The following is a 20,292-nucleotide window of genomic DNA, read 5'->3' as shown; positions in this document are numbered from 1 at the left end:
GATGAATAGTTGTTGGTATGACAGAGTGGCCTGGCTGGCGCATCGGTATTGTTTGCGACAACCATACTGCTGACGCTGTTTCTGGGGACCGGCGGTTCGCTTCGGTAAATACCCGATGACTAGCGCGTTGAAAGAAGATTCAGCAAACAGGTATTTGTCTGCCTAAATCCGTTAGTCATCGTGTTTTACACACTTTGCAACATATTTGGCGCCGCGCGGGGTGGAATTTTCGTTGTCAATCTGTAAAGGTCAGCACGCCTGACAAGGAGTGTACGGTGCAAGAGTCTTCCTTGGGTCGTGTTTTTGACCGGTGTAATCCAGCCCGACGCATTGTTGCGACATTGTGTCTTCGGCAGGTGTGCCTCGGCGCTTATCCAATTTACCAAATAAGGAAATTTATAATGAAAAAACTGGTGACTATCTCGCTGCTGAGTGCATTTTTAGGATTAAGCGGCTGCGCTTCGACACAAGGCGGTGGTGACAAGTCGGTAAAAGAGTCCCGCTCTGAGGCCCCTAAGTGCAAAAAAACGGGCACACGCATTAAGCGTGATTGCTACTAAGTAGTGTTACTACACCTGACAAAACGTTTTGACGATGACACTGTCAGCGATTCAGGCGAAATGGCCTGGTTAGCGTGTATCACAATAGCAATATAAAGGGGAAGTGAGCTGTAGTCGCTTCTCCTTGTTCCTCAAAACGGCCGCCGACACTTACAGCATCACAAAGCGCTTGTAACTTAAAGGCGGATAAGTATAATACGCGTCCCTCCCTTGCGATACCGCACTTTCCTAAGAAAAACGCTACTATCACAAGGGCAGTGTAAGTTGATTTTGTGCGCTAACGCACACCACAGGGGTGTAGTTCGAATTGGTAGAACAGCGGTCTCCAAAACCGATGGTTGGGGGTTCGAGTCCCTCCACCCCTGCCAGATTATATAGTGGTCACGCAGAGACGTGAGCCTGATAAAGACGCAGTAAGTGCTAGGATCGTGACATGAGCGAAAAAACGGAAAATCCGTCCAATGCGTTGGACATGGTGAAGTGGCTGGTCGTTATTGCCCTGCTAGGTGGCCTGGTAACGGCCAACACAATGTACGGCGAGATCTCTGTGCTGTATCGCGCACTGGCCGCCGTGGCAGTTGTCGTTATTGCCGGTTTAATAGCCGCGACCACGACCAAAGGCAGTGCGTTTCTGACCTTCGCCAAAGAGTCCCGCATGGAAGTGCGTAAGGTTGTATGGCCATCGCGCCAGGAAGCGAACCAGACGACGCTGATTGTACTGGCGGCAACGCTGGTAATGGCACTTATTCTGTGGGGCATCGATGGCATCATGGTACGCCTTGTCAGTTTTATCACGGGAATAGGAGCGTAAACGATGTCTGAAGAAAAAAAGAAAAGATGGTATGTGGTTCAGGCCTATTCTCAATATGAGTCACGGGTAAAAAAGACCCTGCTTGAATACATCAAAATGCACAACATGGAAGACTACTTCGGTCAGGTACTGGTACCGACAGAAGAAGTAGTTGAAATGCGTGCTGGCCAGAAACGTAAATCTGAGCGTAAATTCTACCCAGGCTACGTGCTGGTAGAAATGGAAATGAACGAAGACTCGTGGCACCTGGTGAAAAGTGTACCGCGGGTGCTGGGTTTCATCGGCGGTTCTGCGGAACGCCCAATGCCGATTTCGCAAAAAGAGGCCGATGCCATTCTTAACCGTCTGGAAGAGTCGGTGGATAAACCGAAACCGAAAACCCTGTTTGAACCAGGCGAAGTGGTGCGTGTTATCGATGGACCATTTGCCGACTTCAACGGCGTGGTCGAAGAAGTCGACTACGAAAAAAGCCGCGTAAAAGTATCGGTTCTGATTTTTGGCCGCTCAACCCCTGTCGAACTGGAGTTCGGTCAGGTCGAGAAAGGCTGATACATTCCGCTCAACAGAGCGGGGCAGTAAAAGAGCGCAACGGCGCTCTTTTTTGTTTTCTGATACGGCGTAGACCAAGTTCAGAAAACACGCAAATTATGGGTTGCATAGGTTTTAATCACCTTATATAATGCGCGCCCTTTTAAACGGAAACGGGGAGCCGATTGAGCACGTATTCTCAATACTTGCGAGGCGTCAGACCCAACAGAGAGAGCATTAATAATGGCTAAAAAAGTAAGTGGCTTAATTAAGCTTCAGGTTGCAGCGGGTGCTGCAAACCCAAGTCCACCGGTTGGTCCTGCACTGGGTCAGCACGGTGTGAACATCATGGAATTCTGTAAAGCGTTCAACGCGAAAACAGATAGCCTGGAAAAAGGCGCTCCGGTACCAGTGGAAATCACGGTATACGAAGATCGTTCTTTCACATTCGTAACTAAAACGCCTCCAGCTTCTTACCTGCTGAAAAAAGCAGCGGGCATCAAGAGCGGTTCTGGCCGTCCTAACACTGAGAAAGTGGGCACCGTTACCCGCGCTCAGTTAGAAGAAATCGCGAAAACCAAAGAGCCGGATCTGACTGCGGCTGATATGGATGCAGCGGTTCGCACTATCGCGGGTTCTGCTCGCGCCATGGGCTTGAACGTAGAGGACTAATCGAATGGCTAAATTAACGAAACGCGCTCGTCTTATCCGCGACAAAGTAGACGCGACAAAAGAGTACGAAATTAATGAAGCGGTAGCGCTGCTCAAAGAACTGGCCACTGCCAAGTTTGCTGAAAGCATTGACGTTTCAGTTAACCTGGGTATCGATGCGAAGAAATCTGACCAGAACGTTCGCGGTGCAACAGTACTGCCAAACGGCACGGGTAAAGACGTTCGCGTAGCGGTATTCACACAAGGCGCTAACGCGGATGCCGCGAAAGAAGCCGGTGCTGACATCGTTGGCATGGACGACCTTGCTGAGCAGGTTAAGAAAGGCGAAATGAACTTTGACGTTGTTGTAGCCAGCCCGGACGCGATGCGCGTTGTTGGTCAGCTAGGTCAAATCCTGGGCCCACGTGGTCTGATGCCTAACCCTAAAACCGGTACAGTAACACCAGATGTTGCTACCGCGGTTAAAAACGCAAAAGCGGGTCAGGTTCGCTACCGTAACGACAAGAACGGCATCATCCACGCCAGCATTGGTAAAATTGCGTTTGAAGCAAACCAAATCCAGGAAAACCTGGAAGCGCTGCTGGATGCACTGAAGAAAGCCAAGCCTTCTTCAGCCAAAGGTATGTATATCAAGAAGGTAAGCTTGAGCACCACAATGGGTGCCGGTGTTGCCGTTGATAAAGGCTCTGTAGGCCTGTAAGTCCTGCCGGCAGTGCGCCGGTTTCTCTTGTAAAAAGAATATGGGTTGGAGCTGTTATCTATGATGACAGTTCCCGTCCAAGACCGCAGGTGTTGCACGCTAAAGAGGTAAGAGAACTTTAGCATTGAGCATGCAACTTAATAGTAAACCTGCGCAGACGGTGGTTTGACTCAGACTCTCTGGGGTAACAAACACCGTGGAGCGGTACCAAAGGCGAGAGTCTTAGGTATCAATCTGTGAACCCTGACAGGCGAAGTAAAGGCTTCAAATGTCAGATACAAAGAGGTGAACTCAGTGGCATTAGGCTTAGCAGCAAAAAAAGAGATCGTAGCAGAGGTTTCCGATGTTGCATCTCGCGCTCTATCCGTTGCCGTCGCTGAATACCGTGGGATGGAAGTTGCCGAACTGACTGACCTGCGCATCAAAGCTCGTGAACAAGGCGTTTACCTGAAGGTAATTCGTAACACACTGGCAAAACGTGCGTTTGAAGGCAGCAAGTTCGAAGACATGGACAGTGCATTAACTGGCCCGCTTATTTACGGTTTCTCCATTGACGCACCTGGTGGTGCGGCACGTCTTTTCAAAGACTTTGGAAAAACTAATAAGAAGCTAGAAGTTACCGCACTGTCTCTGGGCGACGGTCTGCTTGGTCCGGAAAAACTGGACGCAGTGGCAGCACTACCTACCCGCGACGAAGCACTTGCAAAAGTACTTGCAACCTTCAAAGCACCTGTTGGCAAGTTCGTTCGAACAGTCAACGAAGTGCCTTCGAAGTTTGTGCGCGTATTGGCGGCGATCAAAGACGAGAAGTAATTTTCGTTTTTGGCATATTGATTTTTTTAACATATTAAACCCAGGAGTTTAGAGAAATGGCTCTAACCAAAGAAGATATCTTGAACGCGATTGCTGAAATGCCAGTTATGGAACTGGTTGAGCTAATCGAAGCAGCTGAAGAAAAATTCGGCGTTGAAGCATCTGCAGCAGTTGCAGTTGCAGGTCCAGCAGCTGGCGGCGACGCTGCTCCAGCTGAAGAAAAGACTGAATTCGACGTTGTTATGACTTCATTCGGCGGCAACAAAGTTGCAGTCATCAAAGCAGTTCGCGGCGCGACTGGTCTTGGCCTGAAAGAAGCGAAAGAAGTAGTTGAGTCTGCTCCTAAAGCTATCAAAGAAGGCGTAAGCAAAGATGACGCTGAAGCACTGAAGAAAGAGCTTGAAGAAGCTGGTGCAGAAGTAGAAATCAAGTAATCTGTTTGTTCAGATTACCTGCCTGAAACGGCAAGGCTGGTGGTTGTATTGACCACCAGCCTTTTTGCGCTGTATGGTGTACAGTTTTTAACCCTTGATTGTATCGCACCAGGCGCACTACCGGATCACCACAAATATGCAGAAAACCAGTCAGTTAGCTAATAATTGTACCGTTTTTGTTATATGCTGGTGAAATTGCCCGGTAAAAGGGTCGTGGAAGTTTGTTGTTTGCTATGTCTAAAACACATAACAAACGGCAGGTTGGGTCATAAATCAGCAGGCTGAGGAACCCATGGTTTACTCTTATAGCGAAAAGAAACGTATCCGTAAGGATTTTGGCAAACGCCCTCAGGTATTGGAAATTCCATACCTTCTTTCAATTCAGCTTGATTCCTTCAAAAAATTCATTGAGGTAGATACCGACGCTCAGTATGGTCTGGAAGCTGCATTCCGTTCTGTATTCCCAATAAAAAGTTATTCAGGCAACTCAGAGCTGCAGTTCGTTAGCTATCGTCTGGGTGAGCCAGTTTTTGACGTTAAAGAGTGTCAGATCCGTGGCGTCACCTTCTCGGCACCGCTAAGAGTAAAACTGCGTCTGGTTCTGTTTGACAAAGAAGCCGCCCCCGGTACCGTAAAAGACATTAAAGAACAAGAAGTGTACATGGGCGAGATCCCACTGATGACAGAGAACGGTACGTTCGTCATCAATGGCACAGAGCGGGTTATTGTTTCTCAGTTGCACCGTTCACCCGGTGTATTCTTTGATCATGACAAAGGCAAGACGCACTCCTCAGGCAAAGTTCTGTATAACGCACGTGTAATTCCTTACCGTGGTTCGTGGCTGGACTTTGAGTTCGACCCGAAAGACAACCTGTTTGTCCGTATCGACCGTCGCCGCAAGTTACCCGCGTCAATTATTCTGCGCGCGCTGGAGATGTCTACAGAAGAAATTCTGGACATGTTCTTCGACAAAGTGCAGGTACGCATAGATGACGACCGTCTGATGATGGAAGTGGTCGCAGATCGCCTGCGCGGTGAAACCGCTCAGTTCGATATTCTGGATGCAGAAGGTAACGTGCTGGTAGAAACTGGCCGTCGTATTTCTGCACGCCACACACGCAGCCTGGAAAAAGCCAAGATTACCGAGCTGGAAGTGCCGGCGGACTATCTGATTGGCCGTGTATTCGCCGCAACTTACGTGAACGAAGACACCGGTGAAGTCATTGTTAATGCTAACGATGAACTAAACCTGGAAAATCTGGCAGCCTTAAGTCAGGCGGGCATTAAAGAATTCCAGACATTGTACATTAATGAGCTGGATCACGGTTCATACCTGTCTGATACACTGCGTATCGATTCAACAACGAATCGTCTGGAAGCGTTGGTAGAAATCTACCGTATGATGCGTCCAGGTGAGCCGCCGACAAAAGATGCAGCCGAAGCGTTGTTCGACAACCTGTTCTTCTCAGACGAACGTTACGACCTGTCGTCGGTGGGTCGAATGAAGTTCAACCGCCGTCTGGGCCGTGATGAGCTGACCGGCTCTGGCACGCTGGATAAAGACGACATCATCGCTGTGATGAAACAGCTTATCCAAATCCGTGACGGTAAAGACGAAGTGGATGACATCGATCACCTGGGTAACCGTCGTATCCGTTCTGTTGGCGAAATGGCTGAAAACCAGTTCCGTGTCGGTCTGGTGCGTGTTGAGCGTGCGGTTAAAGAACGTCTGAGCTTAGGCGATCTTGATAACATCATGCCGCAGGATCTGATCAACGCGAAGCCAATCTCAGCAGCCGTGAAAGAGTTCTTTGGCTCATCACAGCTGTCGCAGTTTATGGATCAGAACAACCCACTGTCAGAAGTGACGCACAAGCGTCGTATTTCTGCGCTTGGCCCAGGCGGTCTGACCCGTGAGCGTGCAGGCTTCGAAGTACGAGACGTACACCCGACTCACTATGGTCGTCTGTGCCCAATTGAAACGCCGGAAGGACCAAACATTGGTCTGATCAACTCGCTGGCGAGTTTCGCACGTACCAATGACTTTGGTTTCCTTGAAACCCCATTCCGTCGTATCAGCGATGGCATGGTGGGTGATGAAATTGATTACCTGTCGGCCATTGAAGAAGGTCAGTACCCAATTGCTCAGGCAAACGTGGCACTGACGGAAAATGGCGAACTGGTTGATGATCTGATCCCTTGTCGTCACCGTGGTGAAACCACGCTGATGCCAAAAGAAGACATTAAATATATGGACGTATCGCCACAGCAGATTGTGTCGATTGCGGCCAGCATTATCCCGTTCCTGGAACACGATGACGCCAACCGTGCACTGATGGGTGCCAACATGCAACGTCAGGCTGTACCGACGCTCCGCGCTGATAAGCCGCTGGTTGGTACCGGTATGGAGAAGACCATTGCGGTTGACTCTGGCGTAACAGTTGTGGCGAAACGCGGTGGTACCGTTGATTACGTCGACGCAAGTCGCATCGTTATCAAGGTCAATGAAGATGAAATGCTGCCTGGCGAAGCCGGTATCGACATCTATAACCTGACCAAGTACACCCGTTCTAACCAGAACACCTGCATCAATCAGCGTCCAACCTGTAGCGTTGGCGACCCGATTGTGACCGGTGACGTACTGGCCGATGGCCCGTCGACCGATTTGGGTGACCTGGCACTGGGCCAGAACATGCGTATCGCGTTCATGCCCTGGAATGGTTACAACTTTGAGGATTCAATCCTTATTTCTGAGCGCGTTGCTCAGGAAGACCGCTTCACCACCATCCACATTCAGGAACTCAGCTGTATCGCCCGTGATACTAAGCTGGGGCCAGAAGAGATTTCTTCTGATATTCCGAACGTGGGTGAGTCTGCACTAAGCAAGCTTGACGAGTCAGGCGTTGTTTACATTGGTGCAGAAGTGAAAGGCGGCGACATTCTGACTGGTAAGGTGACACCTAAGGGTGAAACGCAACTGACACCAGAAGAGAAACTGTTAAGAGCAATCTTCGGTGAGAAAGCGTCAGACGTTAAAGATACGTCGCTGCGCGTACCAAACTCGGTACACGGTACCGTAATCGACGTTCAGGTCTTTACCCGCGATGGTGTGGAAAAAGACAAGCGTGCGCTGGAAATCGAAGACATGCAGCTGCGTCAGGTCAAAAAAGACCTGTCGGATGAATTCAACATCCTGGCTGATGGTATCTTTGCCCGTGCCCGTAACGCGCTGCTGCGTAACGGTGTGGATGAAGCCAAGCTGGACGGTGTACCGCGTGAGAAGTGGTTTGATATTCCACTGAAAGACGAAGATGCACAGTTAGAGCTTGACCAGATTGCTGAGCAGCATGACGAAATCAAAGCCGACTTCGACAAGAAGTTCGAAGTAAAACGTCGCAAGATCACTCAAGGTGATGATCTGGCACCGGGTGTACTGAAGATCGTGAAGGTTTACCTTGCGGTGAAACGTCACATCCAGCCTGGTGACAAGATGGCCGGCCGTCACGGTAACAAAGGTGTTATCTCAACGGTAATCCCGGTTGAAGACATGCCTTACGATGAGCACGGTACGCCGGTTGACATCGTTCTGAACCCACTGGGTGTACCGTCACGGATGAACATCGGTCAGATCCTCGAGACGCATCTTGGGATGGCTGCGCACGGTCTTGGCGTGAAGATTGACCGCATGCTCAAAGAGCAGGCAGAGATGGCCAAGCTGCGTGACTTTATTAAAGAAGTGTACGAGTTAGGTGAAAACCATCAGCAAGTTGATCTCGACAGCTTTAGCGACGATGAAGTCAAACGTCTTGCAAATAACCTGCGTAAAGGGGTTCCGGTAGCGACACCTGTATTTGATGGTGCCCGCGAGTCGGAAATCAAAGAAATGCTGAAACTGGCCGACCTGCCAGAAAGCGGTCAGATCCCGCTGTATGACGGTCGTACCGGTCGTACCTTTGAGCGCCCTGTAACAGTAGGTTACATGTACATGCTGAAACTTAACCACCTTGTCGATGACAAGATGCACGCGCGTTCTACTGGCTCTTACAGCCTGGTAACGCAGCAGCCTCTGGGTGGTAAAGCACAGTTCGGTGGCCAGCGCTTCGGTGAAATGGAAGTGTGGGCACTGGAAGCATACGGTGCGGCGTATACGCTGCAGGAAATGCTGACTGTGAAATCGGATGATGTGAATGGCCGTACCAAGATGTACAAGAACATCGTCGATGGCGACCACAGAATGGAGCCAGGCATGCCTGAATCCTTCAACGTGTTGTTGAAAGAAATTCGCTCGCTGGGTATCAACATCGAGCTTGAAGAAAACAACTAACACGTCGGTCGTGATACTGACTTGAGATAATGACCCGGCAGTAATGCCGGGTTTGAGAAACTGACTCCGCCGGGAGAGTAATGTGAAAGACTTATTAAAGTTTCTAAAGCAACAAAACAAAACGGAAGAATTCGATAATATCCGAATCGGTCTTTCGTCACCGGACATGATCCGCTCATGGTCATTCGGTGAGGTTAAAAAGCCTGAAACGATTAACTATCGTACGTTCAAGCCTGAGCGTGACGGTCTGTTCTGTGCCCGTATCTTTGGTCCGGTAAAAGACTACGAGTGTCTGTGCGGTAAATATAAGCGCCTGAAGCACCGTGGTGTTATCTGTGAGAAGTGTGGTGTTGAAGTTACACTGACTAAAGTACGTCGTGAGCGTATGGGTCACATCGAACTGGCCAGCCCAGTTGCCCATATCTGGTTCTTAAAATCACTGCCGTCTCGCATCGGACTGATGCTGGACATGACACTGCGTGATATTGAGCGCGTACTGTACTTCGAATCGTATGTCGTGACCGAGCCGGGTCTGACTACGCTTGAACGTAGCCAGCTGCTGACGGAAGAAGAGTACCTGGATGCCCTGGAAGAGCACGGTGACGAGTTCGACGCCAAAATGGGTGCTGAAGCCGTTTTCGATTTGCTGAAAGTGCTGGACGTGGATGCCGATGTTGCGGCGATGCGTGAAGAGCTGCCAAGCATTAACTCTGAAACCAAGCGTAAGAAAATTACCAAGCGTCTGAAGCTGCTTGAGTCATTCCAACAGTCTGGCAACAAGCCAGAGTGGATGATCATGACGGTTCTGCCAGTACTGCCACCAGACTTACGTCCGCTGGTACCGCTGGACGGTGGCCGTTTCGCGACCTCCGATCTGAACGATCTGTACCGCCGTGTTATCAACCGTAACAACCGTCTGAAGCGTCTCTTAGACCTGGCGGCACCGGATATCATCGTACGTAACGAAAAACGTATGCTGCAGGAAGCAGTTGATGCGCTACTGGATAACGGTCGTCGTGGCCGCGCAATCACCGGCTCTAACAAGCGTCCTCTTAAATCTTTGGCTGATATGATCAAAGGTAAGCAGGGGCGTTTCCGTCAGAACCTGCTGGGTAAGCGTGTTGATTACTCTGGCCGTTCGGTTATCACCGTGGGCCCAACGCTGCGCCTGCATCAGTGTGGTCTGCCTAAGAAGATGGCCCTTGAGTTGTTCAAGCCATTCATCTACGGCAAGCTGGAAGGTCGTGGTCTTGCCACCACCATCAAAGCGGCTAAAAAGCTGGTAGAGCGCGAAGCACCGGAAGTCTGGGACGTACTGGATGAAGTTATCCGTGAACACCCGGTTCTGCTTAACCGTGCACCGACACTTCACCGTCTGGGTATTCAGGCGTTTGAGCCGACCCTCATTGAAGGTAAAGCAATTCAGTTGCACCCACTGGTGTGTGCGGCCTACAACGCTGACTTCGACGGTGACCAGATGGCGGTACACGTACCGCTGACAATCGAAGCGCAGCTGGAAGCGCGTGCGCTGATGATGTCAACTAACAACATCCTGTCGCCAGCGAACGGTGAGCCAATCATCGTACCTTCTCAGGACGTTGTACTGGGTCTGTATTACCTGACACGTGAAAAAGTAAACGGTCTTGGCGAAGGCATGGTCTTCACCAGCCCCAACGAAGCAGAGAAAGCCTACCGTACCGGTAACGCCGAACTGCATTCACGGGTGAAAGTGCGTATCACCGAATACGATGTGGCCGAAGACGGCAGCAAAGAAGAAAAAGTCACCCTGACCGACACCACGGTTGGCCGTGCGATTTTCTCTCTAATCCTGCCAAAAGGTCTGCCTTTTGAACTGATTAACCAGTCAATGGGCAAAAAGCAGATTTCTAAACTGCTGAACGAATGCTATCGCTCGCTGGGTCTGAAAGACACAGTAATCGCGGCTGACCAAATCATGTACTCCGGTTTCCACTACGCAATGATTGCGGGTGCATCGGTCGGTATCGATGACATGGTTATCCCTGAAGCGAAGAAGAAAATCGTTGATGATGCCGAAGAAGAAGTTATCGAGATCCAGGAACAGTTCCAGAACGGTCTGGTAACGGCGGGTGAGCGTTACAACAAAGTTATCGATATCTGGTCAAACGCCAACGAGAAAGTCGCTAAGGCGATGATGGACAACCTCAAAACCGACGTTGTGATCAACAAAGACGGTGAAGAGGAAGAACAGCAGTCCTTCAACTCGGTATACATGATGGCCGACTCCGGCGCCCGGGGTAGTGCCGCTCAGATCCGTCAGCTGGCGGGTATGCGTGGTCTGATGGCCAAGCCAGATGGCTCCATCATCGAAACGCCTATCACGGCAAACTTCCGTGAAGGTCTGAACGTACTGCAGTACTTCATCTCAACCCACGGTGCACGTAAAGGTCTGGCCGATACCGCACTGAAGACAGCGAACTCAGGGTACCTGACCCGTCGTCTGGTTGATGTTGCGCAGGATTTGGTTATCACCAACTCTGACTGCGGCACCTACGAAGGTGTGACTATGTCACCGCTGATTGAAGGTGGTGATGTTGTTGAGCCGCTACGTGAACGTGTACTGGGTCGTGTGGTTTCTGAAGACGTCCTCAAGCCTGGCACCGACGAAGTCCTGGTTACCCGCAACACACTGCTGGACGAAGCTCTGGTAGACATGCTGGAAGCCAACTCGGTTGATCAGGTCATGGTACGGTCGGTCATCACCTGTGAAAACGACTTCGGTGTGTGTGCACACTGTTATGGTCGTGACCTTGCCCGCGGTAATATGGTGGGTAAAGGCGAGTCTGTGGGTGTTATCGCTGCACAGTCAATCGGTGAACCGGGTACACAGCTTACCATGCGTACCTTCCACATTGGTGGTGCGGCATCGCGGGCCTCTGCTGAAAACAGCGTGCAGGTTAAAACTGCAGGTAGCCTGAAACTGCACAATGCGAAGTACGTACGCAACACCGACGATAAAGTGGTGATTGTGTCACGTTCTACGGAACTGACGGTTATTGATGACCAGGGTCGTGAGAAAGAGCGCTATAAAGTGCCTTACGGTGCCACCCTGACCATTGATGATGGTTCTCCGGTGCAGGCTGGTGATATTGTTGCCGGATGGGATCCGCACAGTCACCCGATCATCACCGAGAAACAGGCGAAAATCAGCTTTGCTGACGTTGACGACTCGAACACCGAGAGTCAGCAGGACGAGCTGACCGGTCTGACCCGTGTGGTTGTTAAAGACCTGGCCAAGGTTAACGCCAAAGAGCCGAAGCTGATCCTGGAAAGTGAAGAGATTGGTCTGCAGGAAATCCGTCTGCCAAGCTTTACCACCATCGAAGCGTCTGAAGGTAAGATGGCGCAGCCGGGTGATGTACTGGCGCGTATTCCGCAGGAAAGCTCGAAGACGCGGGATATCACCGGTGGTCTGCCACGGGTTGCGGATCTGTTTGAAGCACGTAAACCGAAAGAGCCAGCGATTCTTGCTGAAATCACCGGTACCATTGGCTTTGGTAAAGAAACCAAAGGCAAGCGTCGACTGGTTATTACACCAGCAGAGGGTGATGCTTACGAGGAGATGATTCCTAAGTGGCGTCAGCTGAACGTGTTTGAAGGTGAGAAAGTTGAGAAAGGTGAAGTTATCGCCGACGGACCGGAGTCGCCGCATGACATCCTGCGTCTGCGTGGTATCTCTGCCGTATCCAACTACATCGTGAACGAGGTTCAGGAAGTTTACCGTCTGCAGGGTGTTAAGATTAACGATAAGCACATCGAAGTGGTGATCCGCCAGATGCTGCGTAAGTGTATCATCACCCACCCAGGTGACAGTCAGTTCCTTGAAGGTGAGCAGGTTGAAGTGGCCATGGTGAAAGTGGCGAACCGCGAACTGGAGAAACAAGGCAAGATGCCAGCCGAAATTGATACACAACTGTTGGGTATCACCAAGGCGTCTCTGTCTACTGAGTCGTTCATCTCTGCTGCGTCGTTCCAGGAAACAACGCGCGTACTGACCGAAGCGGCTGTACAAGGCAAAGAAGATGACCTGCGTGGACTGAAAGAAAACGTGATTGTCGGACGTCTGATCCCGGCGGGTACCGGTTTTGCGTACCACGAACGCCGTGCTCAGAAACGCATTGAAGAGATTGAGGAAATGTCCGTTTCTGCTGCTGAAGCAGAACAGGCATTGACTGAAGCTCTGAACGCGGAGTCTGACAGCGCATCCTCGTCTGACGAGTAATGATGTGAATCGGGGGCATTCGTCCCCGATTGGCCGGTTAAGTTGCCGCAAAGCACCCACAACCTTGCTGGTTATGCTTTGTACACCTTGACAGGTGACAGTTTGATCATTACTATGCCGCGACCCGATTTTGATGGCCTTTAGGGGGCACAAAGTGGGCGCGGTTTTTTGTATCAGACACCCCGCCAGCGCTGACGAGCACAGTGATGGCACGAAAAGGGCGACGAACAAAAGGTCGCTTACGTTATGACCCGAATAGCGTTATTCGGGTTTTTGTACTTTTTAATTTAGTGCGTAAGCCGCGCAGAAAGCCCGTTGAGAAAAGCAACGTTGCTGCCCTGCAAGCTTGCCCACAAAGAGTGTTGTGCTATCGCGGCACACTTGACTGTGCGGGTGTAAACGATCGTAAACAAGCCCGTTCTAAGTACGGCGCGAAACGGCCCAAGTCTTAACGGTTCTCCGTTTAGTAAGGCCAAACTGTAGTTAATGAGTTTTGGGGATACCCTGAATTCCAACGGAGAATAGAGAATGCCTAGAAGAAGAGTCGTAGGTCAAAGAAAAATCCTACCTGAACCGAAATACGGTTCACAACTGCTTGCGAAATTCATGAATGTCGTAATGCTCGACGGCAAGAAATCAGTTGCAGAAAATATCGTTTACGGTGCGCTTGATATTGTTGCTGAAAAAACCGGCAAGGCACACCTGGATGTGTTCGAAGATGCACTGGACAACATCCGTCCTACTGTCGAGGTTAAGTCTCGTCGTGTAGGTGGTTCTACTTATCAGGTACCAGTAGAAGTACGTCCTGTACGTCGTAATGCACTGGGTATGCGTTGGATGGTAGAAGCGGCACGTAAACGTGGTGAGAAATCAATGTCTCAACGCCTTGCAGCTGAAATGCTTGACGCATCAGAAAACAAAGGTTCAGCGGTTAAGAAACGTGAAGACGTTCACCGTATGGCCGAAGCAAACAAAGCGTTTGCACACTACCGTTGGTAATCAACGTTATTTAACTGAGAGAGACGTATGCCTCGTAAGACCTCGATTGAGCGGTACCGTAATATCGGTATCGTTGCTCACGTGGATGCGGGTAAGACCACAACCACTGAGCGTGTTCTGTTTTATACAGGACTTTCTCATAAAATTGGTGAAGTGCACGATGGTGCCGCCACCATGGACTGGATGGAGCAAGAGCAGGAGCGTGGTATAACCATCACGTCTGCTGCCACGACCTGTTTTTGGGCAGGTATGCAACAGCAGTTCGACCAACACCGTATCAACATCATTGATACGCCGGGACACGTTGACTTCACCATTGAGGTTGAGCGTTCATTGCGTGTGCTTGATGGCGCGGTTGTTGTGTTTTGCGGGTCTTCCGGGGTAGAGCCTCAATCAGAGACAGTCTGGAGACAGGCTGATAAATATGAGGTGCCTCGTCTGGTTTTCGTCAATAAGATGGACCGGGCAGGCGCCGATTATGAGCGCGTTGTGGGCCAGATCCGCAAGCGTTTAGGTGCTAATTGCGTACCTATCCAGTTAAATATTGGAACCGAAGAAGATTTCCGTGGCGTCATCGATCTTATCAAGATGAAGGCCATTAACTGGAATAGCGAAGATAAAGGTATGACCTTTACCTACGAAGACATTCCAGCGGAATACGAAGAAAAAGCGCAGCAGTACCGGGCAGAGATGATTGAAGCTGCCGCTGAAGCCAATGAAACCCTGATGGACAAATATCTGGAAGGGGAAGAGCTGACAGAGGCTGAGCTTATTGAAGGACTGCGTACGCGTACCCTGAATAATGAAATCGTATTGGCCACCTGCGGCAGTGCCTTTAAAAATAAAGGTGTGCAGGCCGTGCTTGATGCGGTGATTCAGTACCTGCCGTCACCGACAGAAGTAAAACCAATCACAGGTATTCTGGATGATGGCAAAGAAACCGAAGCGGTACGTAAAGCCAGTGATGACGAACCGTTCTCGGCACTGGCGTTTAAAATTGCGACCGACCCATTTGTCGGCACGCTGACGTTCTTCCGCTGCTATTCAGGCGTGGTGAACACCGGCGATACGGTGTACAACCCCGTGAAAAGTAAGCGTGAACGCTTTGGCCGTATCGTTCAGATGCACTCTAAAGAACGGGCAGAATTAAAAGAAGTCCGCGCCGGCGACATTGCCGCGGCGATCGGGCTGAAGGATGTGACCACGGGAGATACCCTGTGCGATCCAAACAATGTGATTACGCTTGAGCGCATGGAATTCCCGGATCCGGTGATTTCGATTGCAGTAGAGCCAAAGTCACAGGCTGACCAGGAGAAAATGGGCATTGCCCTGTCTAAACTGGCAGCTGAAGATCCGTCGTTCCGCGTGAAGACCGATGATGAAACCGGACAAACGATCATTTCCGGTATGGGTGAACTTCACCTCGACATCATTGTCGATCGCATGAAACGGGAATTTAAAGTGGAATGTAACGTCGGTAAGCCCCAGGTGGCCTATCGTGAGACTATCCGCAAAAAAGTGGAAGCGGAAGGCAAGTTTGTCCGACAGTCAGGCGGTAAAGGCCAGTTTGGCCATGTCTGGCTGCGTATTGAACCTCAGGAAGAGGGCAAGGGCTACGAGTTTGTCAATGAAATCGTAGGTGGTGCAATTCCTAAGGAATTCATTCCCTCGGTTGACAAAGGTATTCAGGAGCAGTTGCAAAATGGTGTTGTGGCGGGCTATCCAGTACTGGATGTCAAAGTCACCCTGTTTGACGGGTCATTCCATGATGTTGACTCTTCTGAAATGGCGTTTAAGATCGCCGGCTCAATGGGATTCAAAAAAGGCGCCGCAGAAGCGAATCCGGTGTTACTTGAACCCATGATGAAAGTTGAAGTTACGACTCCAGAAGACTGGATGGGTGATGTTGTCGGTGACCTGAATCGTCGCCGTGGCATGATCGATGGCATGGAAGAGGGCGCAGCGGGGATTAAAATTATCCGCGCGAAGGTGCCGCTTTCGGAAATGTTTGGCTATGCCACAGATCTGCGTTCTCAGACGCAGGGCAGAGCATCCTATTCCATGGAGTTCTTCAATTACTCTGAGGCGCCTAACAATGTGGCGCAGGCAATTATTGAAGCACGAATCTAAATCTAAATGAAGGTTCGGTCCGGTCTATATTGGGTCGGACTTTTAACTTAGGAAACGAGAAAATGGCAAAAGAAAAGTTTGAACGTACGAAACCCCATTTGAATGTGGGTACAATCGGCCACGTTGACCACGGTAAAACTACGCTGACTGCAGCAATCACTACTGTTCTTGCAAAAGCACACGGTGGCTCTGCTCAGGCATTCGATATGATCGATAACGCGCCTGAAGAAAAAGCACGTGGTATCACCATCTCTACGTCACACGTTGAATATGACACGCCTACTCGCCACTACGCGCACGTAGACTGTCCTGGACACGCTGACTACGTTAAAAACATGATCACTGGTGCCGCACAGATGGACGGCGCGATCCTGGTAGTAGCAGCGACTGATGGTCCTATGCCTCAGACTCGTGAGCACATCCTGCTGGGTCGTCAGGTAGGTATCCCTCACATCATCGTGTTCATGAACAAATGTGACATGGTTGATGACGAAGAGCTGCTTGAGCTGGTTGAAATGGAAGTTCGCGAACTGCTGAACGAATACGAATTCCCAGGTGATGACCTGCCAGTCATTCAGGGTTCTGCTCTGAAAGCACTGGAAGGCGATGCCGAGTGGGAGAAGAAAATCGTTGAGCTGGGCGAAGCCCTGGATTCATACATCCCAGAGCCAGAGCGTGCAATCGATAAGCCGTTCATCCTGCCAATCGAAGACGTATTCTCAATCTCAGGCCGTGGTACTGTTGTAACCGGTCGTGTAGAGCAAGGTATCATCAAAGTTGGTGAAGAAATCGAAATCGTAGGTATGAAAGAAACTACGAAGACGACCTGTACCGGCGTTGAAATGTTCCGTAAGCTGCTTGACGAAGGCCGTGCTGGTGAGAACGTTGGTGTTCTGCTGCGTGGTACTAAGCGTGACGAAGTTGAACGTGGTCAGGTACTGGCGAAGCCAGGCTCAATCACGCCTCACACTAAGTTCGAAGCAGAAGTTTACGTACTGAGCAAAGACGAAGGTGGCCGTCACACGCCATTCTTCAAAGGCTACCGTCCACAGTTCTACTTCCGTACAACTGACGTAACTGGCGCGGTTGAGCTGCCAGAAGGCGTAGAAATGGTAATGCCAGGCGACAACCTGAAGTTTGTTGTTGACCTGATTGCACCCATCGCCATGGACGAAGGTCTGCGCTTCGCAATCCGCGAAGGTGGCCGTACAGTAGGTGCGGGTGTTGTATCTAAGATCATCGACTAATATCGGTGTTCGTCATCCCGGCGCAGGCCGGGATCGTTGAAAAAGGTCACTTCGGTGGCCTTTTTTTGTGCCCCAAAAAGCCGGGACACACGGCGATAGACTTATTCGCATCTTCCCTAGTAATATTCGGTGTTATGCTGGAAAAAATGCAGGGAGTGCTTCAGGTGATAAGCGTTATATTTTTTCTCGTCCTGGTATTGCTGATATGGAACATTAATCTGCATACCAAAGTAAACGCACTGCAACGACAGATGAGATTGCTTGTGCAGCGCATGGGGACAAAGTCTGCATACCGGGCACCGGTTTCGCCATCTGCTGAACAACAAAGCAGCGAAACTTCACCAGAGTCTGAGGATGCGCGTGATGCGCCTCCGGGGGACACTAACCTGGCAACGCAGGACGCATTAGCCCAAAAGACTGAGCCTGCCACGACGTCCACGACGTCAGAGGTATTCCTTGCCCAAATTACCCACTCGCTAAAACAACACGGACTGCTTTGGTTAGGGGGGCTTACCCTGGCGCTTGGCGGTATCTTCCTTTCAATGTATGCCATAGAAGCAGGATTGCTACCGCCTTATATAAGGCTGACCCTTGGTGGCCTGTTTGGCATAAGTCTCATCGTTGCGTCAGTGTACGTGCACAATCATGCGCAATCGCTAAATATACGAAGCCCATATGTGGCGGCTGCACTCGCCAGTGGCGGTGTCGTTACCTGTTATGCAATGAGTTATGTTGCGCAGGCCTTTTATGGGTATATCAGTGCGGATGTCGCGTTTATCATGCTGGCAGCCATTTCTCTGTGCGCCACCTTGCTAGCGCTGCGATTGGGGCTGTTGCTTGCGCTGATTGGACTGGCGGGCGCCTACCTGGTACCAGCGCTGCTTCAGTCAGACAGCGCAAACATGCTGGTACTGATGCTGTACCTGAATCTGATCTCTGCATCGTTGGTATATGTAGCGCGAAAACTGGCATATCCTGGATTAACCACTCTGGCTTTCGTGCTTCATATCGTCTGGTATTGTGTAGCGCTTCTGACGGTAACACCGGACAATTATATAACCTTGCTTGCCGGTATTACCGGTATCGTGTATTTATTTGCATGTACGCCTACGCTCGGCTGGCGGCTCATTCATCGTCAGTCAGAGGCAATACCGCTAAAATACGCATTGAAACCGCCGTCACGTCTGGGCCTGATACTTAGCATTACGCTTCTTACTATGCTGACCATCACACTGGCACGGTCGGACAGTCAGCATATGTTCAGTACTTTGCTGCCCTGTGTAATAGCAGGAATGGCGACAATGCGTGATGGCCGCTGGGACATCTCGCTGCTGGCAGGGATTGTTGCGACAGGTCTGTGTACCTGGTTGCTGACACCGGTAGCGGGGAGCGATGTCATGTCGCTCGCCAGTGGCAATGCGTTGTTCATACAGCTGACAACACTGGCCTGGGTGGCCTATGGGACGCTGCTGGCGCTGAAGTTTCCGGGCAGACCGGTGATTGCGGCAGTACCAGTACTTGCTGTGCCATTGATTTATGGTGTCGCGCTTGGTCGCCTGGACGACACCGGAGTAGCAGTAGCGAAAGGTGTGTATAGCGTTCAGCTTGCTCTTTACGGCGTGGCGGCCGCCGTGTTTGCACTGCGTAGCCGGCATGCTTACCAGGCGATGTGTGCCACCCTGTTGATGCACGCGTGTATTGCGCTGATTGCTGGCACGCACCTGGCCGGCAGTGTGCTGTCTCTGGTATTTGTGTTTCAGATCGCCAGTATGATGATCTTGTCCTCGCGCTACGGTTTACGTGTCCCGGACTGGATAATCAAAACCGCGGTTTCACTGGTGTTACTCAGGCTGTCGCTCGCGCCATGGACAGAGCCCGATACGCAAGTGGGGCCGTTACACTGGATCTATATTACCTATCCGCTGGTGTTAGCCGCCCTGTGGTTAAGTCACCGCTATTGTCGCCAGAACGCACTATCCCAGTGGTTTGTGGGTGCGATCATGCATGTGGTAGCGTTATTTGTCAGTACAGCAACAATGCTGACGCTATCGGGAACGGCCGGTCCTGACACGCTGAATTATCAAACTCTGACAATGTTAGCCTGCACCTGGAGTGTACTGGCAGTGATCTATGCCTGGCGGGTTGGGCACAGCCGGATTTCTGGCCGTCTGTACCGGTGTTATTCACTGCTGCTGGTAGCGGCAACCCTGGTCTCCCATATTGGCCTCACGCTTGTGGATAATCCGTTTTGGGGCAGTAGCGGCTTCATTCGCTTTGCCAGTGTTGTCTGGCTGGCGTTACTGTGGCTTATTCCGGGGGCCATGCTCTGTGCCCTGACCTTTGTCAGTAGCGTACACGACAGGCTTACTAAACCACTACGTTTGATTGGCCTTGGCATGCTGGTGCTGTTTGTAAACGGGACTATCCGGTTACTGTTTCAGGATACCGGGCTGGCACTGACCCTGCCCACCTCAGACGCCGAACTGTACAGTTATTCTGCGGTATGGCTGGTGATCTCCATCGCACTGTTACTCGTGGCCCGTCAGCAACGCTTCCCTGCACTGCAAAACACGGGGTTTGTATTATTACTGGCTGTGGTGGTAAAGGTGTTTGTGATTGACATGAGTCAGTTAGAAGGCTTGTTACGCGCCGTGTCGTTTATTTGCCTGGGAGGTGTGCTGGTCGGGCTGGGATGGCTGTTCCAGCGACTGAACACGGCGTCAGCCACTGGCACCTCCTCATAACAGCTGACCTGGCGCCTTACTGGTCTGACAGCCATGGCACGGCACAGTCAGCGAGAGTGGTTATTTACT

At 50.9% G+C, this 20,292-nt stretch carries 14 protein-coding genes and 1 tRNA gene; all 15 read left to right on the top strand.

Translation table 11 applies throughout. The features are described 5' to 3' along the window. The first annotated feature begins 401 nt into the window (after positions 1–401). Positions 402–560: a hypothetical protein gene (locus tag IE054_RS08040; protein WP_189405152.1), complete on the top strand. Its 159-nt coding sequence runs from the start codon at positions 402–404 to the stop codon at positions 558–560. A gap of 291 nt (positions 561–851) precedes the next feature. Further along, positions 852–928, top strand: a tRNA-Trp gene (locus IE054_RS08035). Positions 929–993: 65 nt separating this feature from the next. Next, the gene (secE, locus tag IE054_RS08030; protein ID WP_189405150.1) at positions 994–1,371 is read left to right on the top strand and encodes a preprotein translocase subunit SecE; all 378 of its coding nucleotides are present in this window, start codon (positions 994–996) and stop codon (positions 1,369–1,371) included. A 3-nt stretch (positions 1,372–1,374) separates the two neighbouring features. Continuing rightward, positions 1,375–1,920 (top strand): transcription termination/antitermination protein NusG, encoded by a 546-nt coding sequence (gene nusG, locus IE054_RS08025; RefSeq protein ID WP_189405148.1) that lies wholly within the window; start codon positions 1,375–1,377, stop codon positions 1,918–1,920. A gap of 222 nt (positions 1,921–2,142) precedes the next feature. Next, positions 2,143–2,571 (top strand): 50S ribosomal protein L11, encoded by a 429-nt coding sequence (rplK, locus tag IE054_RS08020; protein WP_189405146.1) that lies wholly within the window; start codon positions 2,143–2,145, stop codon positions 2,569–2,571. A gap of 4 nt (positions 2,572–2,575) precedes the next feature. Continuing rightward, complete coding sequence (gene rplA / locus IE054_RS08015) at positions 2,576–3,271, top strand: 50S ribosomal protein L1 (RefSeq protein WP_189405144.1); 696 nt, start codon at positions 2,576–2,578, stop codon at positions 3,269–3,271. Positions 3,272–3,565: 294 nt separating this feature from the next. After that, positions 3,566–4,084: a 50S ribosomal protein L10 gene (gene rplJ, locus IE054_RS08010; RefSeq protein ID WP_189405142.1), complete on the top strand. Its 519-nt coding sequence runs from the start codon at positions 3,566–3,568 to the stop codon at positions 4,082–4,084. A 56-nt stretch (positions 4,085–4,140) separates the two neighbouring features. Next, positions 4,141–4,518: a 50S ribosomal protein L7/L12 gene (gene rplL / locus IE054_RS08005; protein ID WP_189405140.1), complete on the top strand. Its 378-nt coding sequence runs from the start codon at positions 4,141–4,143 to the stop codon at positions 4,516–4,518. 292 nt (positions 4,519–4,810) lie between these two features. Beyond that, positions 4,811–8,842, top strand: a complete 4,032-nt coding sequence (gene rpoB, locus IE054_RS08000) for a DNA-directed RNA polymerase subunit beta (RefSeq protein WP_189405138.1) — start codon at positions 4,811–4,813, stop codon at positions 8,840–8,842. Positions 8,843–8,924: 82 nt separating this feature from the next. Next, complete coding sequence (rpoC, locus tag IE054_RS07995) at positions 8,925–13,103, top strand: DNA-directed RNA polymerase subunit beta' (protein WP_189405136.1); 4,179 nt, start codon at positions 8,925–8,927, stop codon at positions 13,101–13,103. A gap of 263 nt (positions 13,104–13,366) precedes the next feature. Then, positions 13,367–13,555: an uS12 family ribosomal protein gene (locus IE054_RS07990; protein WP_189405769.1), complete on the top strand. Its 189-nt coding sequence runs from the start codon at positions 13,367–13,369 to the stop codon at positions 13,553–13,555. Between the two features lie 76 nt (positions 13,556–13,631). Beyond that, complete coding sequence (gene rpsG, locus IE054_RS07985; RefSeq protein ID WP_189405134.1) at positions 13,632–14,102, top strand: 30S ribosomal protein S7; 471 nt, start codon at positions 13,632–13,634, stop codon at positions 14,100–14,102. Between the two features lie 27 nt (positions 14,103–14,129). After that, positions 14,130–16,232: an elongation factor G gene (gene fusA / locus IE054_RS07980; RefSeq protein WP_189405126.1), complete on the top strand. Its 2,103-nt coding sequence runs from the start codon at positions 14,130–14,132 to the stop codon at positions 16,230–16,232. 62 nt (positions 16,233–16,294) lie between these two features. After that, on the top strand, positions 16,295–17,479 hold the full coding sequence (gene tuf / locus IE054_RS07975) for an elongation factor Tu (RefSeq protein ID WP_189405124.1): 1,185 nt from the start codon (positions 16,295–16,297) through the stop codon (positions 17,477–17,479). Positions 17,480–17,643: 164 nt separating this feature from the next. Continuing rightward, positions 17,644–20,223: a DUF2339 domain-containing protein gene (locus IE054_RS07970; protein ID WP_189405122.1), complete on the top strand. Its 2,580-nt coding sequence runs from the start codon at positions 17,644–17,646 to the stop codon at positions 20,221–20,223. Positions 20,224–20,292 lie beyond the last annotated feature (69 nt).

The organism is Alteromonas halophila, assembly GCF_014651815.1.
Taxonomy (GTDB): domain Bacteria; phylum Pseudomonadota; class Gammaproteobacteria; order Enterobacterales; family Alteromonadaceae; genus Alteromonas; species Alteromonas halophila.
This window is presented reverse-complemented; position numbering and strand designations above follow the sequence as displayed.